This window comes from Janthinobacterium sp. 344, assembly GCF_900112025.1.
Classification (GTDB): domain Bacteria; phylum Pseudomonadota; class Gammaproteobacteria; order Burkholderiales; family Burkholderiaceae_D; genus Janthinobacterium.
This window is the reverse complement of the sequence record NZ_FOKL01000004.1, coordinates 300,717-327,164: the sequence shown is the minus strand read 5'-3', so window position 1 is coordinate 327,164 and position 26,448 is coordinate 300,717. Positions and strand designations below refer to the sequence as shown.

The 26,448-nt window shown below is 64.5% G+C and carries 22 protein-coding genes; 15 read left to right on the top strand and 7 right to left on the bottom strand.

Annotated elements, in window-relative coordinates:
• Positions 1-217: 217 nt before the first annotated feature.
• The 9 genes from uxaC (at position 218) to BM193_RS13715 (ending at position 13,290) form a co-directional block, all read left to right on the top strand.
• Positions 218-1,621 (top strand): glucuronate isomerase, encoded by a 1,404-nt coding sequence (gene uxaC, locus BM193_RS13755; RefSeq protein WP_217649396.1) that lies wholly within the window; start codon positions 218-220, stop codon positions 1,619-1,621.
• A 27-nt stretch (positions 1,622-1,648) separates the two neighbouring features.
• Positions 1,649-3,247 (top strand): UxaA family hydrolase, encoded by a 1,599-nt coding sequence (locus BM193_RS13750; protein WP_092796608.1) that lies wholly within the window; start codon positions 1,649-1,651, stop codon positions 3,245-3,247.
• Between the two features lie 11 nt (positions 3,248-3,258).
• Complete coding sequence (locus BM193_RS13745; RefSeq protein WP_092796606.1) at positions 3,259-4,686, top strand: tagaturonate reductase; 1,428 nt, start codon at positions 3,259-3,261, stop codon at positions 4,684-4,686.
• A gap of 164 nt (positions 4,687-4,850) precedes the next feature.
• A complete protein-coding gene (locus BM193_RS13740; protein ID WP_092796604.1) occupies positions 4,851-6,140 on the top strand; it encodes an MFS transporter in 1,290 nt (429 codons plus the stop codon).
• Positions 6,141-6,258: 118 nt separating this feature from the next.
• Positions 6,259-7,530: a porin gene (locus tag BM193_RS13735; RefSeq protein ID WP_175533276.1), complete on the top strand. Its 1,272-nt coding sequence runs from the start codon at positions 6,259-6,261 to the stop codon at positions 7,528-7,530.
• Positions 7,531-7,715: 185 nt separating this feature from the next.
• Positions 7,716-9,782, top strand: coding sequence for a glycoside hydrolase family 28 protein (locus tag BM193_RS13730; protein WP_254786169.1), 2,067 nt, complete (start codon positions 7,716-7,718; stop codon positions 9,780-9,782).
• Positions 9,783-9,906: 124 nt separating this feature from the next.
• Positions 9,907-10,848 carry a 2-dehydro-3-deoxygluconokinase gene (locus BM193_RS13725; protein WP_092796598.1) on the top strand — a complete coding sequence of 314 codons (942 nt, stop codon included), beginning with the start codon at positions 9,907-9,909 and terminating at the stop codon, positions 10,846-10,848.
• Positions 10,849-10,918: 70 nt separating this feature from the next.
• Entirely contained in the window at positions 10,919-11,641 is a 723-nt protein-coding gene (locus tag BM193_RS13720) for a GntR family transcriptional regulator (protein WP_092796596.1), read from the top strand.
• 119 nt (positions 11,642-11,760) lie between these two features.
• Entirely contained in the window at positions 11,761-13,290 is a 1,530-nt protein-coding gene (locus BM193_RS13715; protein ID WP_092796594.1) for a methyl-accepting chemotaxis protein, read from the top strand.
• Between the two features lie 16 nt (positions 13,291-13,306).
• On the opposite strand, the gene BM193_RS13710 is transcribed toward BM193_RS13715, so the two are convergent.
• Positions 13,307-14,518, bottom strand: a complete 1,212-nt coding sequence (locus BM193_RS13710) for a hypothetical protein (protein WP_092797174.1) — start codon at positions 14,516-14,518, stop codon at positions 13,307-13,309.
• A gap of 93 nt (positions 14,519-14,611) precedes the next feature.
• The gene (locus tag BM193_RS13705) at positions 14,612-15,478 is read right to left on the bottom strand and encodes an HDOD domain-containing protein (protein ID WP_092797172.1); all 867 of its coding nucleotides are present in this window, start codon (positions 15,476-15,478) and stop codon (positions 14,612-14,614) included.
• A gap of 269 nt (positions 15,479-15,747) precedes the next feature.
• Between BM193_RS13705 and BM193_RS13700 the strand changes: the two genes are divergently transcribed.
• Entirely contained in the window at positions 15,748-16,326 is a 579-nt protein-coding gene (locus BM193_RS13700) for a DNA-3-methyladenine glycosylase (protein WP_092796592.1), read from the top strand.
• A gap of 9 nt (positions 16,327-16,335) precedes the next feature.
• Here the strand turns inward: BM193_RS13700 and BM193_RS13695 are convergent, their stop codons facing one another.
• Positions 16,336-18,033, bottom strand: a complete 1,698-nt coding sequence (locus BM193_RS13695; RefSeq protein WP_092796590.1) for a methyl-accepting chemotaxis protein — start codon at positions 18,031-18,033, stop codon at positions 16,336-16,338.
• An 80-nt stretch (positions 18,034-18,113) separates the two neighbouring features.
• Positions 18,114-18,572: a cache domain-containing protein gene (locus BM193_RS13690; protein ID WP_092796588.1), complete on the bottom strand. Its 459-nt coding sequence runs from the start codon at positions 18,570-18,572 to the stop codon at positions 18,114-18,116.
• A gap of 366 nt (positions 18,573-18,938) precedes the next feature.
• Here BM193_RS13690 and BM193_RS13685 point away from each other — a divergent pair, with 366 nt between their 5' ends.
• From BM193_RS13685 to BM193_RS13670, 4 genes are read left to right on the top strand one after another with little or no spacing between them, the layout of a single operon-like run.
• The gene (locus tag BM193_RS13685) at positions 18,939-20,216 is read left to right on the top strand and encodes a KamA family radical SAM protein (RefSeq protein WP_368087076.1); all 1,278 of its coding nucleotides are present in this window, start codon (positions 18,939-18,941) and stop codon (positions 20,214-20,216) included.
• 2 nt (positions 20,217-20,218) lie between these two features.
• Positions 20,219-21,577 (top strand): MFS transporter, encoded by a 1,359-nt coding sequence (locus BM193_RS13680; RefSeq protein WP_175533275.1) that lies wholly within the window; start codon positions 20,219-20,221, stop codon positions 21,575-21,577.
• The gene (locus BM193_RS13675; RefSeq protein ID WP_092796584.1) at positions 21,522-22,370 is read left to right on the top strand and encodes a fumarylacetoacetate hydrolase family protein; all 849 of its coding nucleotides are present in this window, start codon (positions 21,522-21,524) and stop codon (positions 22,368-22,370) included. Before BM193_RS13680 ends, BM193_RS13675 begins: the two co-directional genes overlap by 56 nt.
• Positions 22,370-22,936, top strand: coding sequence for a carboxymuconolactone decarboxylase family protein (locus tag BM193_RS13670; RefSeq protein ID WP_092796582.1), 567 nt, complete (start codon positions 22,370-22,372; stop codon positions 22,934-22,936). The genes BM193_RS13675 and BM193_RS13670 overlap by 1 nt, the downstream gene beginning before the upstream one ends.
• Positions 22,937-22,993: 57 nt before the next feature.
• Here BM193_RS13670 and BM193_RS13665 read toward each other — a convergent pair whose 3' ends face one another.
• From BM193_RS13665 to yjgA, 3 genes are all read right to left on the bottom strand, one after another.
• A complete protein-coding gene (locus BM193_RS13665; protein WP_092796580.1) occupies positions 22,994-23,662 on the bottom strand; it encodes an alpha/beta hydrolase in 669 nt (222 codons plus the stop codon).
• The gene (mog, locus tag BM193_RS13660; protein WP_092796578.1) at positions 23,659-24,288 is read right to left on the bottom strand and encodes a molybdopterin adenylyltransferase; all 630 of its coding nucleotides are present in this window, start codon (positions 24,286-24,288) and stop codon (positions 23,659-23,661) included. The genes BM193_RS13665 and mog overlap by 4 nt, the downstream gene beginning before the upstream one ends.
• 111 nt (positions 24,289-24,399) lie before the next feature.
• Positions 24,400-24,999 carry a ribosome biogenesis factor YjgA gene (gene yjgA / locus BM193_RS13655; RefSeq protein ID WP_092796576.1) on the bottom strand — a complete coding sequence of 200 codons (600 nt, stop codon included), beginning with the start codon at positions 24,997-24,999 and terminating at the stop codon, positions 24,400-24,402.
• A gap of 96 nt (positions 25,000-25,095) precedes the next feature.
• Here yjgA and pmbA point away from each other — a divergent pair, with 96 nt between their 5' ends.
• Positions 25,096-26,448 (top strand): metalloprotease PmbA, encoded by a 1,353-nt coding sequence (gene pmbA, locus BM193_RS13650; RefSeq protein WP_092796574.1) that lies wholly within the window; start codon positions 25,096-25,098, stop codon positions 26,446-26,448.

Below are 26,448 nucleotides of genomic sequence, written 5' to 3'. Positions count from 1 at the left end.
CGCGCGCTGAGCCCAGCGCGCATTCTGCCGGCGGCCGCCCGCTGACGCGCGTACCATCCGCCCGCCGCCTGTTGTTTCCACGCCCATCCGACGCCCTCACTTGATTTTTGCGCTTGCCTTTACTGATATATTACATTTAATATCCTGATATATCAGAGTGCGCCAATTTGGTGCCACGACAAAACATAGCGCGATGCCCGTCGCGCGCAGCAAGGAGATGGCTACGATGACCGAGTTCATGAATCAGGATTTTCTTCTCACCACCGAGACGGCCCGCAAGCTGTACCACGAAGTGGCGGCCGACCTGCCGATCATCGATTACCACTCGCATTTGCAGCAGGGCGAGATCGCCAGCCGCAAGACTTTCCGCAACATTGCCGAGCTGTGGCTGGCCGGCGACCACTACAAATGGCGCTTGATGCGCACGGCCGGCGTGGCCGAGGAATTCATCACGGGCGAGCGCTCGGACCAGGAAAAATTCCGCGCCTTTTGCAAGGTGCTGCCACTGGCCATCGGCAATCCGATCCACCACTGGAGCCACCTGGAGCTGCGCCGCATCTTCAATATCGACCTGCTGATCAACGAAGCGAATGCGGACGCCATCTGGGAGCAGGCCAACGCCATGCTGGCCACCATGGACACCTGGTCGCTGCTGGAACAGGCGGGCGTGGAAATCGCCTGCACCACCGATGATCCGGCCGACGACCTGCTGCAGCATGCGCAAATCGCCGCCTCCGGCCTGAAGACGCGCGTGCTGCCCGCCTACCGTCCGGACAAGGCCATGCGCATCAACCAGCCGCGCTTCCCCGAGTACCTGCAGCGCCTGGGCGACGTCTCGTCCGTGCCCGTCACCTCGTTTGCCTCGCTGATCGCCGCGCTGGCCGTGCGCGTGGAATTTTTCCACTCGCGCGGTGCGCGCATCTCCGACCACGCCGTCGACGTGACCCTGCCCGTGCAGGCGGCCAGCGCCGAGGAACTCGAAGCGCTGTTCGCCAAGCGCCTGCAAGGCACCTTGCTCAACGACGTGGAAAACGGCTTGTACCTGCGCGGCCTGCTCGAAGCGATCGGCCGCGTGTATGCGAACTACGGCTGGACCATGTGCCTGCACATCGGCGCGCAGCGCAACAACAATGACCGCATGCGCGGCTTGCTGGGGCCGGACACGGGCTACGACTCGATCTCGGACATGCGTTGCAGCGCCGGCCTGGCGTCCCTGCTCAACGCGCTGGACCTGGACGACCGCCTGCCCAAGACGATGCTGTTCTGCCTGAACCCGAACATGAACGAAGTGCTGTCGACCATGGTGGGCAATTTCCAGGACGGCACGGTGGCGGGCAAGCTGCAATTCGGTCCGGCCTGGTGGTTCAACGACCACAAGGAAGGCAATCTGCAGCAGCTAGTCGGCTTCGGCAATCACAGTGTGCTGGGCGTGTTCGTCGGCATGGTGACCGATTCGCGCAGCTTCGCCTCGTACCCGCGCCACGACTATTTCCGCCGCCTGGTGTGCCGCCAGATCGGCGAATGGGTGCACGGCGGCGAATACCCGAATGATTTCGCGGCGCTGTCGACCATCGTGCGCGGCATCTGCTACGAAAACGCGCAAAAGTATTTTCAGCTGTAATCCCTTAGCCGCCGCCAGGAATTAGTCATGCAAAAAGTGTTGTGTATCCACCCAGACGACGACATGCTGGTCGCCTTGTCCGATCTGGCCGCCGGCGAGGTGGTGAACTGGGAGGGCGAGTCCATCCTGATCAGCAGTGCCGTGAAGACCAAGCACAAGCTGGCCCGCCGCGCCTTCGCGGCCGGCGACATCCTGCGCCTGTACGGCGTCCCCGTCGGCAAGGCCACGGTGGATATCCGCCGCGGCGAAGCCGTCACCACGGAAAACCTGCAGCATTACGCGGCCGAAGTGGAACTCGCGCCGCAGGCGCCATACAGCTGGACACCGCCCGACGTGGCGCGCTTGGACGGCGCCACCTTCCCCGGCGTGGTGCGCGCCGACGGCAGGGTGGGCACGGCCAATTACTGGCTGATCTTCCCGCTCGTCTTCTGCGAAAACCGCAACGTCGAGCACCTGCGCAATGCGCTCGAAGCGCCGCTCGGCTACACGCGCAACGACCTGGCCTCGTTCACTTTGTCGCTGCTGGGCGAGGACATGGAAGCGCCGAAACCCGTCGTGCGTCCGTTCCCGAACCTCGACGGCGTGCGCATCATCACGCACAACGGCGGCTGCGGCGGCACGCGCGCCGATGCGCGCTCGCTGTGCAAGATCCTCTCCGCCTACGCCGACCATCCGAACGTGGCAGGCATCACCGTCTTCAGCCTCGGTTGCCAGAACGCGCAGATCGCCATGTTCCAGGACGCGCTGGCGAAACAGAATCCGCACTTCGACAAGCCTTGCCTGATCTACGAACAGCAGAAATGGGATAGCGAAGAGGCCATGATGAAGGCTGTGCTGACGGACACGCTGGCGCAATTGAAGGAAGCGAACAAGGTGCGGCGCCAGCCGGTGCCGCTGTCGCACCTCAAAATTGGCGTCAAGTGCGGCGGCTCGGACGGCTTTTCCGGCATCTCCGCCAACCCGGCCATGGGCCTGGTGTCGGACATGGTGGTGGCCGTCGGCGGCTCGTCCATCCTGGCCGAATTCCCGGAACTGTGCGGCGTCGAGGCGAACCTGATCGAGCGCTGCGAGAACGACGACGACAAGCGCCGTTTCCTGGGCCTGATGCGCGATTTCGAGGCGCGCGCCGAAGCCGTCGGAACGCATTTCGCCGACAACCCCAGCCCCGGCAATATCCGCGACGGCCTGATCACGGACGCCATGAAATCGGCCGGCGCGGCGAAGAAGGGCGGCACCTCGCCCATCGTCTGCGTGCTCGATTACGGCGAGCAGAGTCCGAAGCCGGGCCTGTCGCTGCTGTGCACGCCGGGCGGCGACGTCGAATCGGTGACGGGCATCGTGGCCTCGGGCGCCAACGTGGTGCTGTTTTCCACGGGCCTGGGCACGCCGACGGGCAACCCGATCGTGCCGGTGCTGAAAATCTCCAGCAACACGCGGGTGGCGAAAAAACTGTCGGACCTGATCGACTATGACTGCGGGCCCGTGATCGACGGCACGCCCTTGCCGGACGTGGCCAACGGCCTGTTCGACATGGTGGTGGCCACCGCCGGCGGCCAGTACCAGGCCAAGGCCGACCGCCTGCAGCAATACGACTTCATCTTCTGGAAACGCGACATTTCACTGTGAACGAGATTCCCATGCAAGCATTGCGCCGTAGTACACCGTTCGACCTGCCGGTCAAGATCCTGCAATTCGGCCAGGGCAATTTCATGCGCGGCTTTTTTGACTGGCAGATCGACCTGCTCAACGAACGCAGCGGCCTGAACGCGGGCGTGGTGGTGGTGCGTCCGCGCGGCGGCAGCGCCTCGCCCCTGCTCGACGTGCAGGACGGCCTGTTTACCACGGTCGTGCGCGGCCTCGACGAAGCGGGCCAGCCCGTCAGCACTGTGCGCACCATCTCCTGCGTGCAGCGCGAAATCGATCCCGCCAGCATGTACGGCGACTACCTGGCGCTGGCCAGCCTGCCGGAGCTGCGCTTCATCGTTTCGAACACCACCGAGGCAGGCATCGCCACCAACGACAGCGATGCCTTCGACGCCGCGCCGCCTTCGAGCTTTCCCGCCAAGCTGGCGCGCCTGCTGTTCGACCGCTACGCGTATTTTGAAGGCGACCGTACAAAAGGCGTGGTGCTGCTGCCGTGCGAACTGATCGAACAGAATGGCCCGGCCCTGAAGGCGGCCGTGCTGCACTTCGCCCGCCTGTGGCAGCTCGATGCGGGCTTTGCCGACTGGCTCGATAACGCCTGCGTCTTTTGCTCCACGCTGGTCGACCGCATCGTCACCGGCTACCCGCAAGACGCCGCCGCCATCGAGGCGCAACTCGGCTATCAAGACCAGTTCCTCGTGGCCGCCGAATACTACTACCTGTTCGTCATCGAAGGCCCCGCATCGCTGGCCGATGAATTGAAGCTGGCGGGCGCGGACCTGAACATCCTGCTGGTCGACGACATCACGCCCTACAAGAAGCGCAAGGTGGGCATCCTCAACGGCGGCCATACGGCGCTGGTGCCCGTGGCCCTGCTGGCCGGCCTGGAAACCGTGGGCGACGCCGTCAACGACGCGCAAGTGGGCGCCTGGCTGGCCGACACCCTGGCGCAGGAAATCATCCCCGCGCTGCCCCTGCCGCAGGACGAACTGCAGCAGTTCGCGCGCGACGTGCTGCTGCGCTTCCGCAATCCGTATATCCAGCATCGCCTGGCGTCCATCGCCCTGAACAGCTGGAGCAAGTTCGCCGCGCGCATCGCGCCGCAGCTGCTGCGCTACGTGGAACTGCACGGCCGCCTGCCGCAGCGCCTGGTGCTGGCGCTGGCCGCCACCATGCGCCTGTACCGCGGCGACGTCATCGCCCTGTCCGACGACGCGGCCAGCCTGGCGTGGTTCAGCCAGGGCTGGGCCGATGCCGACGCCGGCCGCCTGACCCTGCCAGAGCTGGCGCAGGGCTGGCTGGCGCAGGAAAGAGTGTGGGGCCGCGATATGAACGCGGTGCCCGGCCTGGCCCCCGCCGTGGCTGCGGCCTTGCAGGACATCGCGTCACAGGGCATGCGCGGCGCCCTGCAGGCCGTGTAGGACGGCCGCACCGCAACAGCAACACCGCAGTACCGCAGTACCGCAGTACCGCAGCACCGCAGTACCCATAAGAACCGAGACCGAAGGCACTTCCCCAGGAAGGCTGAACGGTCCAAAAAGTGGCGGCGCAGCTGCGCCGCCTTGGATGGATAGAGGGAGACAACATGACTAAAATACGCGGCATGCGCTGGTGGATGGTCGGTCTGGTCACGGCTGGCCTGATCGTCAATTACCTGGCGCGCAATACCTTGTCGGTGGCGGCGCCCACGATGATGAGCGAGCTCAATATCACCACGCAGGAATACTCGTACATCGTGGTGGCGTGGCAGGTGTGCTACGCGCTGATGCAGCCCATCGCCGGCTATGTCATCGATGCCATCGGCACCAAGCTTGGCTTCGCCGTCTTTGCGCTGGCCTGGTCCGTGGCCTGCGCCTGCGCGGCCATGGCGACGGGCTGGCAAAGCATGGCGCTGTTCCGCGGCATGCTGGGCCTGACCGAGGCGGCCGGCATTCCCGCCGGCGTGAAAGCGACCACCGAGTGGTTCCCCGCCAAGGAGCGTTCGATCGCCATCGGCTGGTTCAACATCGGCTCCTCGATCGGCGCCCTGTGCGCGCCGCCGCTGGTGGTGTGGACCATCCTGCACGGCAGCTGGCAAATGTCCTTCGTCATCGTCGGCGCCATCGGCATCGTCTGGACGGGCCTGTGGCTGGCCTTCTACAAGCATCCGCGCGACCAGAAACTGCTGTCGGACCAGGAGCGCGACTTCATCCTGGAAGGCCAGGAAGCGACGCACCACAGCGACAAGGCGCCCAAGGCGCGCTGGCACCAGATCGTCCGCAGCCGCAATTTCTGGGCCATCGCCATCCCGCGCTTCCTGTCGGAACCGGCCTGGCAAACCTTCAATGCCTGGATCCCCCTGTACATGGCCACCGAGCGCCACATGAACATCAAGGAAATCGCCATGTTCGCCTGGCTGCCCTTCCTGGCCGCCGACATCGGCTGCGTGCTGGGCGGCTACCTGAGCCCGTGGTTCCACAAGTACTGGAAGGTGTCGCTGTTCACCTCGCGCAAGCTGGTCGTCGTCGTCGGTGCCGTGTGCATGATCGGCCCGGCCTGCATCGGCCTGGTGGCCAGCCCGTATGCGGCCATCGCCCTGCTGTGCGTGGGCGGCTTTGCCCACCAGACGCTGTCCGGCGCGCTGTATTCGATCACCTCCGATGTCTTCGGCAAGAATGAAGTGGCCACGGCCACGGGCCTGGCCGGCATGTCCGGCTACCTGGGCGCCACCATCTTCACGCTGGTGTTCGGCGTGCTGGTGACGCTGGTCGGCTACAGCCCCCTGTTCATGCTGCTGGCCGTGTTCGACCTGGTGGCCGCCGCCGTCGTCTGCCTGCTGATCCGCGAAAAGATGGCGCCCGGCGTGCCGCTGGCCAAGCCTGCCTTCAGTACCTGACGACCGCCGCATCCCCCCATTTTCCCCGCTGTTTTCCTGCACCGCGCGGTGCGGCGGGGAGCTGTTTTTTGCTGTTTATACATATGCGCCAATGCAGGCGCGAGAAGAGGAGAAGCACATGACACCACAGAACAACCGTTGCACCCGCCGACTGCTGGCGGCGGCGATCCTGGCAGCCCTGTCCGGCGGCGCGCTGGCCGAAGGCATCCTGGAAAACCGCCATGTCGAAACCCGCATCTACGGTTTCCTGAACGGCGAGATCGAATCGGTGAAAGCCGTCGGCGGCGCCACGCCGTACGCCAGCCGTGGCCGCATTTCGGACGGCAATTCGCGCATCGGCTTTGCCGGCTCGATCGGCCTGCGCGACGATATCCGCGGCATCTGGCAGATCGAGGGCAGCCTGAACAACTTCGACGAAGGCGGCGTGAACGGCCAGGGCAAGTCGGCCACCATCGAATCGCGCAATACCTTTGTCGGCGTCGAGAGCAAGCGCTTCGGCCGCTTCATCGTCGGCAATAACGATTCCGTCTACCGCAGCCTGGTGGGTTCGGGCGGCGCCCTGGGCGGCAACCTGGGCCTGACGGTGCAAGGCGTCGACGTGTGGAACAACACCTCGGCCCAGTTGAGCGGCAACGCCGACAGCCTGTTCGGCCGCGGCGAGGCGCGCTACAAGAATTCGGCGCACTACCTGTCGCCGGAATGGCGCGGCTTCCAGGCCGGCGCTTCCTACGGCTTTGACGAGCAGCGCACGACGGGCGACGACCGCGCGCGCTACTCGCTGGCGGCCAAGTACAGCATCGGCGCGTTTTCCATCGGCGCCGGCTACGACCGCCAGCAGAACACGGGCGTCGACGTGGAAAACCTGTCGAAGGGCTTCGGCATGCGCAATGCCTCCGTCAGCGGCGTGAACACCTCGTTCTACAAGCTGCTGGCCACCTACAAATTCCCCACCAAGACCTCGGTCGGCCTGGGCTTCGAATCGGGCAGCTACGGCTACGCAGTGCAGTCGCTGCCGACGCCCGGCAACATCTACACCTCGCTCACCACGGGCAGCATGAAGCAGCGCTCCGTGATGGCCTCCTTGAGCCAGGAAGTGGGCTACGACGTGACCGTGATGCTGGCCGCCGGCAAGCTGGGCAAGCTTGATAACACCACCTTCGCCAAGCCGGACGATTTCGGCGCGACGCAGATCTCGCTGGGCGCGACCTACAAGATCGACGAGCAGTTCATGCCGTATATGTACTTCACGCGCATCAACAACAAGTCGCAGCAGAACGTCAACCTGGGCCAGTCGCCGCTGCACAGCAATAACTCGGGCCAGGACGATGCCTTCCTCGCGCCAGGCAATTCGCCGCGCGCGTTCGGTTTCGGCTTCATCGCCCGTTTCTGAAGTAGTCCGGCGCGAGCCGGGACACCGCCCGCCACCGGTTCCAGCGGAACCGCGTGACCGGCTTATTTATACAGCGTTGCCACCTCAGAGCGGCGCTTATATCAGGAGATGCATTCATGAAGTCAGGTAGCAAAAAACTCAATTCAGGCTGGACGCAGGCATGCGTCGCATTGCCCTTGGCCGCCATGCTGGCCGCTTGCGGCGGCGGTGGCAGCACCGACGGCGCCACGGCCACCACCTATAGCCCTGGCAGCGTCTACCAGGTCGGCACGACCGCGTTCGATCCGGACCTGCCGGCCGAACCGAGCCTGCCGAAGGACACGCAGGTCTGCGCCACGCTGGAAGCGTCGAGCAACCTGGTGCGCCGTCCGGACGGCTCGCTGCCGCCGGAAGCCGACCCGTCCAAGCCGGGCGTGGGCGCCGTCGTCACCACCGCCACCGCCAATCCTGACCAGGCCCGCATCCAGGCCGCGCTGGACGCCTGCGGCGCCGCCGTCGATGCCGAAGTGGGCGCGAAGATCGCCGCCGCCGATGCCGCCGCCACGGCCGCGCAAAAGACCGCCAACGTGAAGAACGTGAATATCGCCGGCGTGTCGGGCGAGGAACTGGCCAAGCCCGAATACCGCGGCAGCAAGTTCGCCGTGCGCCTGGTGGTCAACAGCTCCGGCGTGGGCGATGGCTTCATCAGCGGTCCGCTGACCCTGCCGTCGGGCGTGACCCTGTGGATCGACAAGGGCGTGACCCTGTATGCCTCGCGCGACGTCACCACCTACTCGCCGAATCCGGCCGGCCCGTACTGCGGCAACACGGCCGTCAGCTCCAGCAAGGCTGGCAGCTCGGGCAACTGTTCGGCGCTGATCAATGGCAGCAACCTGGTCAACTCGGCCGTCATGGGCGATGGCTCCATCGACAGCCGCGCGTATGCGGAAATCGTCACCACCAACAAGCTGTATCCGCTGATGAAGGTCGACATGACCTGCTCGAACACCTACGCCATGTACGCCACGGGCAAGCAGGCGGCCGATGGCGTATCGTGCGATAACGGCGGCACCATCGTCGACTCGAAATCGTCGGCGCGCAACATGAGCTGGTGGGACCTGGCCTTCCTGGGCAACATGGTGCAGAACGGCGTGACGGGCACGGGCTCGCAGTCGAACTTCCGCATGATGGTGTTCAACTACGCGAAAAACCTGACCCTGTACCGCATCTCGCTCAATAACAGCGCCAACTTCCACGTCGTGCCAAGCGGCGTCGATGGCTTGACGGTGTGGGGCGTGAAGGTGCAGACGCCGACCCTGGCGGCCTTCGCCAACCCGGCCGGCAACGGCAATCCGCTGTACAACGGCGAGACCTGGAACGCGGACAACGTCAAGAACACCGACGCCTTCGATCCGGGCGCGGCCAGCAAGGCCATTTCCGGCAAGCTGGCCACGGGCAGCAAGACCACCTCGACGGGCGCCATGTCGTTCGACGGCTACCTGAAGAACTTCGTCTTCGCGTATAACTTCGTCAGCACGGGCGACGACGACGTGGCCCTGAAGGGCAGTGCCAATCCATCGCCGGCCGGCTCGGGCCTGTTCGCCATCGACGGCAAGCGCGACGTGCGTTCGGACCGCAAGCACGGCATCGTCATCGCGCATAACCATATCTACTGGGGCCATGGTATTTCGGTCGGTAGCGAAACGAATGCGGGCGTGACCAACGTCGAGGTGTATGACAACTCGTTCACGCATTCGGAAGAAGGCTTGCGCATCAAGTCGGACTACGCGCGCGGCGGCGAAGTGAGCAACGTCCACTACCGCAATATCTGCATCCGCGATGCGCAGAACGCGCTGTTGTTTACCACCTATTACAGCACCAAGGCGCTGCCGACGGCCGGTCCGCTGTACCCGAACTTCCACGATATCACCCTCGATAACGTGCGCATCCTGGGTAACACGGCCATCAAGCTGCAGGGCTTCAAGGCCAATACGGGCGGTTTCGACAATCCGCAGTATCCTCTGGTGATGTCCCTGAATAACGTGGTGACGGATGCGCCGAACGGCACGACGATGACCTCGTCGGATGCGAACCTGACGATCAAGGGCACGAACCTGCCGATCTTCGCCAATGCGGCCGAGCGCGTGACGGTCAACGGCACGGCCACGCAGGCGGTCGACGTGGAAAAAGTGGTCGATTGCAGCAAGGCCTTCGTCGACTTCCCGGCCATCGGCCAGTCGAACCTGTTCGGTTCGACGTGGGACAAGAAGTAAGCCTGCGGCGCAGGCCCGGGTAGCACCATAGCAGCACCACAGGAGCACCGCGCCGCGCCGGCCATCTTTCGGGATGCCGGCGCGGCGCCGCTCTGCAACGATGAATCATCGGGAGGAAATCGCAATGCAGGCACCACACACCGTTTTCGTCATCGGCGAATGCATGATCGAATTGCAGCGCGCGGACGGAGAGAACCGGCCAGCCATGGCCTACCGCTTCGGCGGCGACACCCTGAACGCGGCCGTGTACCTGGCGCGCCAGCTCGACGCGCGCCGCCACGCGGTGGCGTACGTGACGGCGCTGGGCACCGACAGCCTGTCCGACGAGATGTGCGCCAGCTGGCAGGACGAGGGCATCGACACGCGCTGCGTGCAGCGCCTGGCCGACAAGCTGCCCGGCATGTACCTGATCGAGACGGATGCGCACGGCGAACGCCGCTTCCATTACTGGCGCGGCGATGCGGCCGCGCGCCACTGGCTGCGCGGGCCGCAGGCGCCCGCCATCCTGCGGCAGCTGGAGGGCGCGCGCCACGTGTATTTGTCCGGCATCAGCCTGGCCATCCTGGCGCCGGCCGACCGCGAAGTGCTGCTGGCGGCGCTGGCGCAATGCCAGGCGCAGGGCGGGCAGATCATCTTCGACAATAACTACCGTCCGCGCCTGTGGGAAAGCGCCGATGCGGCCGCCTCGGTCTACCATCGCGTGCTGAGCCTGTCGTCGCTGGCGCTGCTGACGCTGGACGATGAAGACGCCCTGTACGGCCCGGCCGACGTGGCGCAGGTACTGGCGCGCACCGGCGCCCTGGGCGTGCCCGAGATCGTGCTCAAGCGCGGCGCCCAGCCGTGCATCGTCCGTTTTCACGGCGTCGTCGAGGAAGTGGCGGCGCAGCCGGTGCGCAACGTCGTCGACACCACGGCTGCCGGCGACTCATTCGGCGCGGCCTACGTGGCGGCGCGGCTGGCAGGGCAATCGCCGGCGTTGGCGGCGGCGGCGGGACACCGCCTGGCCGCATGCGTGATCGGCCAGCGCGGCGCCATCATCGCGCGCACGGAAATGCCTGCCGGATGAGCGCAGACCCTGTATCATCGAAGACACTGTTTTTTCCTGTTTAACCTTGCCGTTCCGCTAAAATAAGTCTATGAATCTGACGTCCTCTCTTCCTCCTGCCGATGGCGAAACCGGTGTCAGCGCCGCGCGCCGCGTGTATGGATTGCTGCGCCAGCGTATCGTCGACATGAGCATGCTGCCGGGGACGCGCATCGTGGAAAAGGAGCTGGCAGATGAACTGGGCACCAGCCGCACGCCCGTGCATGAAGCGGTGCAGCGGCTGGCCGAGGAAGGCCTGATCGAGGTGCTGCCGCGCGTGGGTACCTTTGTCGCGCGCATCCCGCTCGACTCGCTGGAGGAAGCCATGCTGGTGCGCTGCGCGCTGGAGACTGCCATCATCGAAAAGGCCACGCAACGGGCCACGCCGGAAGGCATCGCCAGCCTGCGCGCCATTCTGGCGACGCAGGCCGAATGCATCGCGCAGAACGACATCCGCGGCTTCCACCGCACCGACGAGAGTTTTCATGCGGCCCTGGCCGAGCTGTCCGGCTATCCCGGCGTGTGGCCCATGATCCTGCAGGCCAAGACCCAGATGGACCGCTACCGCCAGCTGACCCTGCCCCTGGAAGGACGCATGAGCGACGTCATGGCCGAACACCGCGAAGTGGTGGAAGCGGTGGCCTCCGGCGATCCGCAATACGCCGTCACGGCCATGCGCAGCCATCTCGACCACGTGCTGCCGGTGCTGGAAATTACCCGCAAACTGCGGCCTGAATATTTCATGCCGCATCTCGCCATCAAACCCAAACGCTAGCCTCCCGCGCCTGCCCATCGCTTGTCCGCCAGCCGTCACCGGCCGCCGGGCGGGGACAGCCACGCCTGTGGTGGCCGATGGCGCGCAGCCATGCACACTGATTGCTCCAAAGGATACCCATGAAAGTTTCTCACCGCCTGATCCTGCTGGTTGGCGCCGCCCTGCTCGGCATGGCCCTGCTGGGCGCCTACAGCCTGCGCAACCTGCACCAGGCCATGCGGCATGACCGCGCGGCGCAGATCGTCAACATGCTCAAGATGGGCGAGCACCTGGCCGCCCATTACCACGCCGAGGAACTGGCGGGACGCCTGACGCGCGAGCAGGCGCAGGCGGCCGCCAGGGAGGCGCTGACGCAGCTCAACAACGACGGCAAGAGCTATTACTGGGCGCGCCTGCCGAACGGCTTGAACCTGGTGCACCCGAACCCGAAGAATATCGGCGTGATCGCCGAAGGCGAAACCATGGATGGCCGGCCCGATTCGCAGGCGTATGTCGAGGCGCTGGCCAGCAGCGAGGTGGGCTTGGTGACGGTCAAGAGCAAGCGTGAAGGCCAGCTGGTCGCCAAGCTCAATGGCATCATCGCCTTCAAGCCCTGGGGCTGGTGGATAGGCACGGGCTTTTTCAATGACGATATCGAGAACGCCTTCTGGCATGCGGCGATGCAGTTCCTGTGGTGCTTCCTCGCCGCCCTGGCCGTGATGTCGGCGCTGGGCTGGCAAGTGATCCGCAGCGTGCTGGGCGCCCTCGGTGGCGAGCCGGCCTACGCGGGCGACGTCACGCGGCGCATCGCCGGGCGCGACCTGTCCGTCGCCGTGGCCCTGCGGGCGGGCGACAGCGCCAGCCTGCTGCACAGCATCGCGCGCATGCAGCAGGACCTGGCCGGCACCGTGCGCCAGATTCGCGGCAACGCCGCAGCCATCGCCACGGCGTCGCAGGAAATCGCCAACGGCAACCTGGACCTGTCGGCGCGCACGGAAGCGCAAGCCAGTTCGCTGGAGCAGACGGCCGCCTCGATGGAGGAGCTGACGGGCACCGTCAGCCAGAATGCGGGCAATGCCCGCCAGGCCAGCGCGCTGGCCGGCGAAGCGGCGCAGCTGGCGCGCCAGGGCGGCGCCGTGGTGGCGCGCATGGTCGACACCATGGGCGCCATCCGCCAGTCATCCAGCCGGATCGCCGAGATCACGGGCGTGATCGATGGTATCGCCTTCCAGACGAATATCCTGGCCCTGAACGCGGCCGTGGAGGCGGCGCGCGCGGGCGAGCAGGGACGCGGCTTTGCCGTGGTGGCGGGCGAGGTGCGCAGCCTGGCGCAGCGCGCGGCCGGCGCGGCGAAGGAAATCAAGCAGTTGATCGGCGTCTCGGTGACGCAGGTGGAGGCGGGCGGCGAACTGGCGGGCCAGGCGGGCGACGCCATGCTGCACGTGGTCGACGGCATCGCCAAGGTGACGGCCTTCATGCACGACATCAGCAGCGCCACGCACGAGCAGAGCGAGGGCATCGCGCAAGTCAACCAGGCCATCATCAGCATGGACGACGTGACGCAGCAAAATGCGGCCCTGGTGGAGCAGGCCGCCGCCGCCGCGCAAGCGATGCAGGAACAGGCGCATCAGCTGTCGGCGCTGGTCAGCCTGTTCAAGCTGGAAGCGTAATTGCCGCAGGCGTCCGTCAGGCGGCCGGGGTGTACGCCTGCGCTTCGAGCGGCTGCCCCTGGGCGTCGAATTTCAGCGCCACGGACAATTGCGTCACGCCGATGGTGGCCAGCGCGTCGCAGATATCGTCGACTTCGTCCTGCAGGTCGGCGGCCAGGTCCAGCGGCTTGTCGGCGCTGTGCAGCAAGGCGCCGCCGGCCGCATGCACGTTTACACGCAGCAGCATCTCGCCGTGCTCGTCGGCCGGGCCGACCACCACCGCGACGTCGCCGGCATCGACCTGGTTTTCCGCCAGGGCGTGATTGATGCCCGACATCATCTGCAGGATCGCGTATTCGCTCATGCCTTGTTCCTTGCCGCCGTGGAACAGGTCCTGGTACAGGAAGCTCACTTCCAGCGCGCTGCCGGCCGGCGCCAGGCAGCGCTTGACGAGGCCGCCCACATCCGCCGTCCACTGCTGGTAGCGCGCCATGCGCGCGTCGAACCACGCGTCGAGCGCCGCTTCATCCTTCGGTTCCGCATAGAAGGGGTCGTCCACGCGCTTCAGGGCAAAGCCCAGCAGGAAGCGCAGTTCGACGGCCGTGTCCTGCGGGCCAAAGGCCGTTGCGCTCCAGCCGACGATGCTGCTTTCCAGGCCCGGCGTGGCGACGATCTTCTTGTCCGTCATCGACGAATACGCGTCGCGCACCATCTCGTGCAGATGGCTGTAGGTGATGCGGTCGATCTCGTCGAGGTCGTAGGCATGGCTCATCAGGACCACCTTGGCCTTGGCGCTTTCCAGCTCGGATTGCTGAAAACTCTTCACCAGCGCCTCGAACGCGTCCTGGTCCTGGAAGCTGTCCGCTTCCTGCAAGCCGCCCGTGCTTTGCACCAGCAGCGGCACGACGAAGGCGTTGATTTCCATGGCGGGCGCATTCTCGCGGCGTATCGTCACGACGGAAGAAGCTTCCTCGATATGGCTGCGCAGGTACTGGTAGGCGCCCACGTCTTCGTACTTGGAACGCTCGATGGCGTCGTACAGGATTTCATCCTTCTTTTGGTTCAGGGCCTTGCGGATCAGGCGGCCGAATTCGACGGCTTGCTCGGCCAGCACCGTGCCCTGCGATTCGCTGTCTTCCTGTTCCGCCAGGTTCAGGGCCATCGTGCACAGCATGCGCGTGACGGCTTCATCCTTGTCTTCAGGGGTGTTGGCGGATTTACGGGGGACAGGGCGCTTATTTTTGGGCATGGCGGTCAACAGGTTAAGTAATTCGGGTCAGGCAAACGGAAACGGGCGCCAAGGCTTGGCCTGGCGCCGGGATAGATGATACAGCCTGGGACATCAATGGTCGGTATCGAACATCTCGTGCAGTTCGTCGAGCAGGTCGGCCGCTTCTTCCTGCGACAGGCCGAGATGCTGGCAGGCAAGACTACCGCCCTTGTCCCATTCCAGCGAGGTACTGTTGCCATGGTAGCGCTGAATGCCCTTTTCGGCCAGCAGCGACAGGGCGACGAGCGAGCGGATGGCGTCATCCGTGGACGGGTCGGCCAGCACCGTGTAGTCGTGGTGGTGCAGGATCGCCCACGAGACGTCGGACGACAGGCCCCAGTTGCGCGCCAGCAGGCAGCCGATGGCCGCGTGGTTGGTCTGGTGGCGCGCGTCTTCCAGCGTCGTGAAACAGTTGTGCGCATCGTTGGCCGCCGCCGCGTAGGTGTTGACGTAGTCGGGGAAGCGGTTCATCAACAGGGGCACGCCGATATCGCAGAACAGGCCGAAGGTGTGGGCGATATCGGGCGGGGCGATGCGCAGCTTGCGCGAGGTAAACACCACGGCGCGCGCGCGCTTGGCCGACACATCCCAGAAATTGGTCAGTTCCACGCCTTCCGCTTCCAGCGCCTGGCGCGCCAGCAGGCCCGTCATCATGGCGCTGCACTGGTTGATGCCCAGAAAATTGATCCCTTGCTCGACGGACTTGGCCTTGCGCGCGGCGCCATAGAACGGCGAATTGGCCAGTTTCAGCAGGGCGCCCGACATGCCCACGTCATCGGCGATGATGCGCGCGATCCTGCGCGGCGACGGGTCGTCCTCGGCCAGTTCGCGCTGCAAATCGACCAGCAGGCTGGGGCGCGGCGGGATACGGATGGAACGCATCAGGGCGTCGACCGGATCTTCCTGCACTACCTGCGCTTGCGCTGCCGCTCTCATCATCATTGTCTTTGCATTGCTGGTGGATATTCTGTCGTGCGCTGCCGCTGGCCGCCACGGGGCGTGCAACGCAGTGCCGGACGATTATCGCTGTTTATGCATGGCAATAGTTCATATCAGCAATGGATTGTCGAAAAAATCCTGTTTTTTTGCCGCTTCGCGTTTGATTTTCGCCGTTTTGCGACGCTCATTCATGGTTGAAACGGTAAGTTTTATTTGTTTTCAAGGCTGGCCGCGGCGTGCGCGGCGTCGGGCGGCGCTACAATTGCCGCATGAAAAAAATCCTTGCCGGTATCGATTTTGCGGACGATTCCCATGTGGTGGCGCGCCAGCTGATCGGCGTGACCGTGCTGGTCGATGGCGTGGGCGGGCGCATCGTGGAAACGGAAGCGTATGACCGGCTGGACCCGGCCTCGCACACGTATGGCGGCATGACGCCGCGCAATGCGGCCATGTTCGGCCCGCCCGCGCACGCCTATGTGTACCGCTCGTATGGCATCCACTGGTGCCTGAATTTTGTCTGCCGCGAGCCGGGTCATGGCGCTGGCGTGCTGATCCGCGCCATCGAACCGCTGGCCGGTATCGATGTCATGCGCGAACGGCGCGGCGTGGAAGCCTTGCGGCTGCTGTGCTCGGGGCCGGGCAAGGTGTGCCAGGCGCTGGGCGTGAGCCATTTGCAGAACCGCCTGGCGCTCGATGCGCCGCCGTTCATGTTGCTGCCGCGCGAAGGGGAGGCAAGCGTGCAGGCGGGCCCGCGCATCGGCATTTCCAAGGCGATGGAGACGCCGTGGCGTTTCGTGCTGGCAGGTTCGCCGTATGTCAGCAAACCCCTGCGCGTGCCGGTGGCTTGATGCCTGGCGTCAGCTGCCGCGCTGGCGCCGGGGCGCGCTGCTGCGTGGTGCGCCGCGTAGTGGGCTGTGCAATGCGCGGCGTTCGGCCGGTGCGCCCTGGACGGGGCTGGCCGGATCCTGGAAGGCTTGCTCATCCACGCTGGCGTGCGCGACCGGCGCCAATTGATCCAGCGTAAACACGGACACGGCCGCCGACAGTTTCACGGCCTGGTCCTGCAGGCTGGCCGCCGCGGCCGCCGCCTGTTCCACCAGGGCGGCATTTTGCTGCGTGACATCATCCATTTGCGTGACGGCCTGGTTCACCTCCGTGATGCCCGACGCCTGCTCGGCGCTGGCTTGTTTCACGCGCTGGATGATGTCGTTCACCTGCTGTACGGAGGCAACGATGGCGCCCATGCTGTCACCGGCCTTTTGCACGGCCACGCTGCCGCCGTCGATGGTGGTGACGGAGGTGGCGATCAGGGTCTTGATTTCCTTGGCCGCCTGCGCCGAGCGGTGCGCCAGGGTGCGCACTTCCGAAGCGACGACGGCAAAGCCGCGGCCCTGTTCCCCCGCGCGCGCCGCTTCCACCGCCGCGTTCAGGGCGAGGATATTGGTCTGGAAGGAAATACCGTCGATGACGCCGATAATGTCCACGATCTGGCGCGAATTGGCGCGGATGGTCGCCATCGTCGTCACCGCCTCTTTCATCGACGAGCCCCCTTGCACGGCCAGGTCCGACGCCTGCGCGGCCAGGTCGCAGGCCAGCTGGGCATTGCTGGCATTGTCGTTGACGGCTTCCGTCAGGGTTTCCATGGCGCTCGACGTTTCTTCCAGCGAACTGGCCTGCATTTCCGTGCGCGCCGACAAGTCCAGGTTGCCGCTGGCAATTTCGCGCGAAGCCGTATCGATCGATTGCACGGCACCCATGATGGTGCGCAAGGTCTGGTTCAGGTTGGCGATGGTCTGGTCCAGCACGCGCGACGTATCGGCGATCTCGTCGTTGCCCTGCTTGGGCGCACCGGCGATCAGCTTGCCTGCGGCCAGGTCTTGCACGGCGTCGGCGATGCCGCGGATTTCCGCCAGCATGGCGCGCCGCACCAGCATCGTCACCACGATGGACACCAGGATGGACAGCAGCACGGTCAGCAGCATGCTCCAGCCCAGGCTGCGAAATTCCGCGCTGGCCGTCGCGTGCGCCTGGCTGCTGAGCGTGGTCTCCAGCGCCGACAGCTGCGCCAGCTGGGTACTCAGCTGGACGAACTGGGTTTCCGCCTTTTGCATGGAATTGGTGGCGATCGACTGGTCCATCTGCGCCATTTCCATGGTTTCCAGCACCGCCTTGCGGTAGGCGGCCAGCGCCGTGATGGCCGCATCGACCAGGCTGCGCTCGGCGCCCGTGGCCGTGCCGCGCAAGGCGGCCAGCTGGCTGCCGATGGCCGCGTGGCGCGCCTTGATCTGTTGTTCCAGCGCATCGATGCGGGCCTTGGCGAAACTGCCATTCGTCCATGACAGCAGCTGGTACATATTGCCGTGCACATGCTTGGCGTCGCCGGCCACGTCGGAGGCGGCTTTCAGGTGCGTGATGCGCACCCGCACCATGTTTTCCAGCGAGGCATTTTGCCGCACCATGCCATACCAGGCGCCGCTGGAGCTGAGGATCAGCAGCAGCAGGATGAGGACGGGCGCCAGCAGTAATTTTGGCCCGATGCGTAGTTTATTGAGCATGTCTGACTCCTGCCAGTGGCTGTACACACCGCAGGCGCCGCGGCGGCCAGCCGCCGCGCCCGCACTGCGCCGGGGATGGCTTATTTCTTGTAGATGCCCGCTTCCAGCACGACGTCATTGACGCGCAAAATGTAGGTGGTCTTCGGCTCGATCTTGCCGCTGGTGGGGTTCTTGTACTGGTAGTCGACCCAGCCCTTGCCCTGCTTTTGCGCCAGTTCGATGATTTCACGGCGATATTTCTTGCCGTTCGCGTCGGGCACGTCCGTCAAGTCCTTGCCCACGATGGACGGGTTGATCGGGTGCGCCAGCACGATGCCCGTCTTGATGTCGCGCATGTCCACGTACAGCGAACCCTGGACGAAATCGGGATCTTTCGCCGTGATCTTTTTCATCATTTCTTCCTTGCCATGCGCCTTCATGAAGGCGGCGCCCCGTTCGGCCATGGCGATGGCGTCTTTTTCCGTCGGTTCGACCGCGGCACTGACGCTGGCGCTGGCAAATGCCAGGCACAGCAAGCTACCCGTGACTATGCGTTTCATGAAAACTCCTTTGATATCGAGGGATGTGTTGCCAAGCCGTAATTTACGTCGGTCTGGGCGCGCTCAAATTGCGATGGAACAAACTAAGGTCTTGCTCGCAGGCAGCTTGCCGCGTATCGGAAGGCTTGTTGATGTGCGGCAATTTGGTTCCGTGCGGCAAGAACTATGATGACTTTCGCAGCATGCCAAGAGTGGCCGCGTGCGACAAAAAGGGTGGAATTGGCCGCCATTCGGCTGATTTCATGGAAGTTATCGTTATTTACTGGCAAGGAGCCAACCGTGTCCGCATTGATTACCGAGCCGTTTCCATCCAAGTTCAAACCGTATACGCGGCAAACCATTCAGCAGGCGCGGCAGTGGGCCTGGATGCCGGAAGAGCAGCGTGAAGCCGTGCAAGTGGTGTCGCATGTGTTGCCATTTCGCACCAACGAATATGTGCTGGACCAGCTGATCGACTGGAACAATATCCCGGACGACCCCATCTACCGTCTCGTCTTTCCCCACCGCGACATGCTGCCGCCGGAGCAGTACGCCCATTTGCGCGACTTGGTGCTCGTCAGGCAGGACAAGGCGGCTATCGATGCCTACGTGCATGGCTTGCGCCTGGGCATGAACCCCCACCCGGCCGGGCAGATGACGCATAACGTGCCGCGCGTCAACGATGCGCCCGTGCGCGGCTTGCAGCATAAATATGCGCAGACGGTGCTGTTCTTCCCCAGCGCGGGCCAGACGTGCCACGCCTATTGCACCTTCTGTTTCCGCTGGCCGCAGTTCGTCGGCATGGATGACATGAAATTCGATGCGCGCGAATCGCATGAACTGGCCGGCTACCTGAGGCTGCACCCGGAAGTGACGGACGTGCTGATCACGGGCGGCGACCCGATGATCATGAACACGCGGCAACTGGCCGCCTACCTGGAGCCGCTGCTGGAGCCGGGCCTCGAGCATATCCAGAACATCCGCATCGGCACCAAGGCGGTGGCGTACTGGCCGCAGCGCTTTGTGTCCGACCGCGATGCGGACGACTTGCTGCGCCTGTTCGAACGCATCGTCAAGGCGGGCAAGAACCTGGCCGTGATGGGCCATTACAGCCACGCCGTCGAGTTGCGCCAGGATATCGCGCAGCAAGCCGTAAAACGCATCGTTTCCACGGGCGCCACCTTGCGCATGCAGGGGCCGCTGATCCGCCATATCAATGAAGATCCGAAAAGCTGGGCCGAACTGTGGCAGACGGGCACGCGCCTGGGCGCGATTCCGTACTACATGTTTGTCGAGCGCGATACGGGACCGCGCGGCTATTTCGAGCTGCCTTTGGCCAAGGCGCATGAGATTTTCCAGGCCGCCTACCAGATGGTGTCGGGCCTGTCGCGCACGGTGCGCGGGCCTTCCATGAGCGCGTTCCCCGGCAAGGTCGTCATCGATGGCATCGTCACCATCAACGGTGAAAAACTGTTCGCCTTGCAGTTCTTGCAGGCGCGCAATCCGGACTGGGTGCGCCGGCCGTTTTATGCAAAGTTCGACGCGGAAGCGACGTGGATGGACCATTTGAAACCCGCGTTCGGCCAGGAAAAATTCTTCTTTGAAACGGATGAGCCTATGCCGCAGCTACCGCATAAAGTCATCCGCCTGGCGCAGGCGGCCTGAGCATGCGGGCCGCCGGCGCACCATCGCGCTCCGGCGTGGCCGTGTTTTGCCTGGTGTTCCTGCCGTTTGCGCTGGGCCATTATCTGTCCTGCCTGCTACGTGGCGTCAATGCCGTGCTGACAGCCGAGCTGCTGGCGGCGATGCCCCTGACGCCGGCCCAGCTGGGATTGCTGACCAGCGCCTTCTTCCTCGCCTTTGCGCTGGTGCAATTGCCCGTAGGCATGGCGCTGGACCGCTACGGCCCCCGCGCCGTGCAAGTCTGGCTGCTGGCGCTGGCGGCCGCCGGCGTATGGCTGTTCAGCCGGGGCCACGGTTTTGCCGAATTGATGTGGGCGCGCGCCATCATGGGGGCGGGACTCGGCGGCTGTTTCATGGCCGCCGTGAAAGCGATCTCGTGCGCCGTCGCACCGTCGCGCCTGCCTTCCGTGCATGGCTACCTGATCGCCATCGGCGGCCTGGGCGCGGCCACGGCCACCATGCCCGTCAAACTGGCCCTGCACTACACGGACTGGCGCGGCGTGTTCCTGGGCCTGGCGCTGGCGGCGCTGGCCATCGGCTTGCTGATCCGCGTGCTGTCGCCGGCCATGCCCGCGCCTGCCGCAGGCATGAGCAAGGCGAGCAAGGCGAGCAAGGTCAGCGTCTGGAGCGTGTATCGCGATCCCGGCTTTCGCCGCACCATCGGCTTGATCCTGCTGCCGCACACGGTGTTTTTTGGCGTGCAAGGCTTGTGGATAGGCCGCTGGCTGGCTGACGTGGGCGGCATGTCTGACGGCAACGTGGCATATCTGCTGTACCTGGGCATGGCGGCCGTGATCTTTGGCGCCATCGGCATGGGCATGCTGACGGAGTGGGCGGGCCGGCGCGGCATCGCACCGATGCAGGTGGCCGCCATCGGCGTGGCCCTGTTTGTCGCCGTGCAGGTGGCCATGGCCTGCAATAGCGTGCCCAGTCTGCCTTTGCTCTCCGTGCTGTTTACCTTGCTGGGCACGGTCACGGGCCTCGAATATGCGATCGTTGCGCAAAGCATGCCGGCCAGCTTGACGGGCAGGGCGGCCACCTGCCTGAATCTGCTGATTTTCACGGGCGCCTTCCTGGTGCAGGCGGGCTTTGGCCTGATCCTTGGCTGCTGGCCCCTGAACAGCCAGCTGCAGTATCCGCCGCAGGCATACCAGGTGGCGTTTGGCGTGCTGGCAGCCTTGCAGTTGCCGGGACTTGCGATGTTTTTCATCGGCCGCCACAGGCGTGCCGGGCCATCCGGTAAAATGGCAGCCTGCACAGCGGCAATGATCAACTCCAAGGAAGACTATGAAACTCGTTCGTTATGGACGTCCAGGCAAGGAAAAACCGGGCCTGATCGATGAAGAAGGCAAACTGCGCGACCTGTCCGGCGTGGTCCAGGATATCGACGGCGCACAACTGTCCGACAAGGCCCTGCGCAAGCTGGCCAAGCTCGACGAAAAGACCCTGCCCCTGGTGCGCGGCAACCCGCGCTTCGGCGTGCCGCTGGCCAAGGTCGGCAAGTTCATCGGCATCGGCCTGAACTATGCGGACCATGCGGCCGAATCGGGCATGCCGATCCCGGCCGAGCCGATCGTGTTCATGAAGGCAATCACTTGCCTGAATGGCCCCGACGACAATGTCGTGTTGCCGAAAGGCTCGAAAAAGACGGACTGGGAAGTGGAACTGGGCGTCGTCATCGGCACGCGCGCGCAGTACGTGAGCGAGGAAGACGCGCTGAAATACGTGGCCGGCTACTGCGTCGTGAACGATATTTCCGAGCGTTCGTTCCAGCTGGAACGGGGCGGCCAGTGGGACAAGGGCAAGGGCTGCGACACCTTCGGCCCCGTCGGCCCGTGGCTGGTGACGCGCGATGAAGTCATCGACGAGCAGGACCTGGACCTGTACCTGGAAGTCAACGGCAAGCGCATGCAGACGGGCAATACGCAAACCATGATCTTCAGCGTGGCGCAGATCGTCAGCTACCTGTCGCAATTCATGACGCTGGAACCGGGCGACGTCATCGCCACGGGCACGCCGCCGGGCGTGGGCCAGGGCCGCAAGCCGCAGCGCTTCCTCAAAAAAGGCGACAGCATGCGTCTGGGCATCGCCGGCCTGGGCGAACAGCAGCAGGACGTGGTTGCCTGGACCGCCTGATGGCCGGTAGCGATATCGACCGCTTGCCGCCGCTGCCTTTGGCGCAGCTGGACCCGCAGCAGCGCGCGGCCGCGCAAGCCATCATCGACGGTCCCCGCGGGGCGCTGTACGGCCCCTTCGTGCCGCTGATCCGCAGCCCCGAGCTGATGGAAACGGCGCAGCGCATGGGGGAATATTTGCGCTACCGCAGCGCCATCGGCACGCGCCTGTCTGAACTGGCGATCCTGGTGACGGCGCGCCAGTGGGACCAGCAAGTCGAGTGGGCCATCCACGCGCCGCTGGCCGTGCAGAACGGCATCGCGCAAGCGGCCGTGGACGCCATCGCGGCACGACGCCTGCCCGCGGCCTTGAAAGAGGACGAGCAAGCCGTGCACGACTTTTGCATGGAGTTGCAACAGAGCAAGCAGGTCAGCGATGCCACGTACGCGCGCGCGCTGGCCTTGTTTGGCGAGCACGGCGTGGTCGACTTGATGGGCATCAATGGCTACTACACCTTCCTGGCCATGGTGATGAATGGCGCGCAGACGGCGGTGCCGGCATTGGGCGTAACGCCGCTGCCAGCCTGAGCAAGCGTCAGGCGGGGCAGGACGGCAAGGCGTGGCGCGAGCCGCGCCTTGTTTGCTTCAGACGAGCACTTTTTTCAGCCACGCGCCGATGGCGTCGATCTCTTCCTGGCACAGCGAGTGCTGCATCCGGTACTCGTGCCATTCCACCTTGTACCCCATGCTGGTCAGCAAGTCGCGCGACTGCTGCGCGCGGGCGAGCGGCACCACCGGGTCGGCCGTGCCGTGGGCCATGAAGATCGGTGTTGCCAAGCTGGCTGGCGTGCGCTCCGCCGCCGTCTTGTCGGCCAGCGGCAGGTAGCCGGACAGGCACATCAGGCCTGCCAGCGGCTCCGGGTGGCGCAAGCCCGTTTGCAGGGTCATGGCGCAGCCTTGCGAGAAACCGGCCAGGATGATGCGGCTGGCGGGAATGCCACGCGCCTTTTCGCGCGCGATCAGCGCCTCAATTTGTCCTTGCGAGGCGCGCAGGCCGGCCTCGTCTTCGCGGCGCACCAGGTCGCTCACGAGGATGTCGTACCAGGCCCGCATCACATAGCCGTTGTTGATGGTGACGGGCATGGTGCCGGCGCTGGGGAAAATGAAGCGGATGGCGGGGCAGCCGCGCAGGTCGAGCTCTTTGACCAGCGGCACGAAGTCGTTGCCGTCGGCGCCCAGGCCGTGCATCCAGATGATGGAGACGGTAGGGTTCGGTGCGCTGTCGAGTTCGATGGTTTCCAGCAAAGTGCTCATGTATTTTCCTCAGGTAAAGGTTGCGCCGGACGCAGCGCCGATTTGGGACGGAAGGCCTTGCAGATGGCCGGGTCGGTTTCCATGTAGGGGCCACCGATGAGGTCGATGCAATACGGCACGGCGGCAAAGATGCCGTTCACCAGTTGCACGCCGTCGGCGTCTTTCAAGCCCTCCAGGGTTTCCTTGATGGCTTTCGGCTGGCCCGGCAGGTTCATGATCAGGCAAGCGCGCTCGGGCGTCTCGCGGATCACGGCCACCTGGCGCGACAGAATCGCCGTCGGCACGAATTGCAGGCTGATCTGGCGCATCTGTTCGCCGAAACCGGGCATTTCCTTGCTCCCGACCGACAGGGTGGCATCGGGCGTCACATCGCGCCGCGCCGGCCCCGTGCCGCCCGTCGTCAGGATCAGGTGGCAATGGTTCAGGTCGACCATGTCGATCAGGGTGTTTTCGATCTGCGAACGCTCGTCCGGGATCAAGCGCTTTTCCAGGCGGAACGGCGTGCGGATGGCGGCGGCCAGCCAGCTTTCCAGGGCCGGGATACCCTGGTCTTCATACACGCCGCCGCTGGCGCGGTCCGAAATCGACACGAGGCCGATAATCAATTCGTCTTCGAGAGTGGTCATGGGGCACCTGTCTATGTCGTAAAAAAACCGGGATGATCCCGGTTTTTGCCAACCCAAGTGCAAAAGCCGGGGTCGTACCCTCAGGGTACGACCCCAGTCTTTGGCTGGGGTTTATTCGTCTTCGTCGCCTTCAACGTCATCTTCATCGGCGTCTTTCTTGCCGCTGTTGTTCTTCTTGGCGATCTCTTTCAAGATCTGGAAGATTTCACGGTAGGCTTTCGGCGGCTTGTTCTCGGCCTGCTCCTTGCGGGCATTGCGGATCAGGGTGCGCAGGTGCTGCACGTCCAGTTCCGGGTTTTCCGACAACAAGACGGTCAATGCCTTGTCGTCCGTCAAGAGCTTGTCGCGGCGGCGTTCCATCGCGTGCATGTTCGCCGTGTCGGCTTTCGACAAGCCTTTCCAGCTATCGATGGTGCGCTGGATGGCGGCCACTTCTTCCTCGTCCAGGGTGCGCATTTTCTTGCCCACGTATTGCAGCTGGCGGCGGCGGCCTTCGTGATCCTTGATCTGCTGGCACTCGAGAATGGCGTCGCGCACGTCTTCCGGCATCGGGACGCGCTTGACGCGGTCACGTGCCTCATTGACAAGTTCTTCGCCCAGCTTTTGCAGGACGGTCATCTGGCGCTTGAGTTCCGACTTCGAAGGACGTTCATATTCCTGTTCGAATTCGGTGGATTGGAAGCCGCAAGCTCCCCGGTTTGGATTTGGCATGATATATAAGGCGGGAGAGGACTTGTGGACCGCTCCTGTAAACTGTAAACGACTGCTATGATAACCGTTTTAGCGGCTTTCCGAAGAAAACAGCGCATGAACGACTCCGTATTTACCCATAGTCAAGAGCAATTGCAGCAACTGGCCCGTGATGTGTTGTCTTTTGCGCGGGAAGCGGGCGGCACCGATGCCGCCGTCGAAGTCAGCGAAGGGGGCGGCTTGTCCGTGTCTGTCCGAAAAGGCAAGATCGAGACGATCGAGCAAAACAAGGACAAGGGCATGGGCGTGACCGTGTTTGTCGGCAAGAAACGCGGCAATGCCAGCACCTCCGACTTTTCCCCGTCGGCCCTGCGCGCCACGGTGGACGCCGCCTACAACATCGCCCGCTTCACGGCCGAGGACGATTGCGCGGGCCTGGCCGACGCCGAGTTGCTGGAAATGGCGCCCCGCGACCTGCAACTGTTTTATCCATGGCGCATTTCCGCCGAGGAAGCCGTCGTGCTGGCCCAGCGCGCCGAAGCGGCCGCCTTTGCCGTCGATCCGCGCATCACCAACAGCGAAGGCGCGGGCGTGCACGTGCAGCAATCGCACTTTGTTTCCGCCAATTCGCGCGGCTTCATCGGCGGCTATCCGTTTTCGCGCCACACCCTGTCCGTGGCGCCCATCGCCGGCAAGGGCGCGAAGATGCAGCGCGACGACTGGTATTCGTCCGTGCGCGATGCGTCCAAAATGTCCAGTCCGGAAGCCATCGGTCGCTACGCCGCCGAGCGCGCCCTGTCGCGCCTGAACGCGCGCAAGCTGGGCACGCGCACCTGTCCCGTGCTGTTCGAGGCGCCCTTGGCCGCCGGTTTGCTGGGTACCTATGTGCAAGCGACGTCGGGCGGCGCCCTGTACCGCAAGTCCACTTTCCTGCTGGATTCCTTGGGCACGCAGGTGCTGCCGTCGCACGTGCAGATCTTCGAAGACCCGCACGTGATCGGCGGCGTCGGTTCGGCGCCGTTCGACGAGGAGGGCGTGAAAACCGTCAGCCGCGACGTGGTGAAAGATGGCGTGGTGCAAGGCTATTTCCTGTCGACTTACACGGCGCGCAAGCTGGGCATGCAGACCACGGGCAACGCGGGCGGCTCGCACAATCTGTACCTGACCTCGACCGAGACGGCCGCCACCGATGATTTCGTTGCCATGCTGAAAAAGCTGGGCACGGGCTTGCTGGTGACGGAACTGATGGGACAAGGAACCAACTACGTGACGGGCGACTATTCGCGCGGCGCCTCTGGTTTCTGGGTGGAAAACGGCGTGATCCAGTATCCGGTGGAAGAAATCACCATCGCCGGCAACATGAAGGACATGCTGCGCAACATCGTTGCAGTCGGCGCCGACGTGTTGCGCCGTGGCACCAAGCAGACCGGGTCCATCCTCATCGAGAGCATGGTGGTGGCGGGCGGTTGA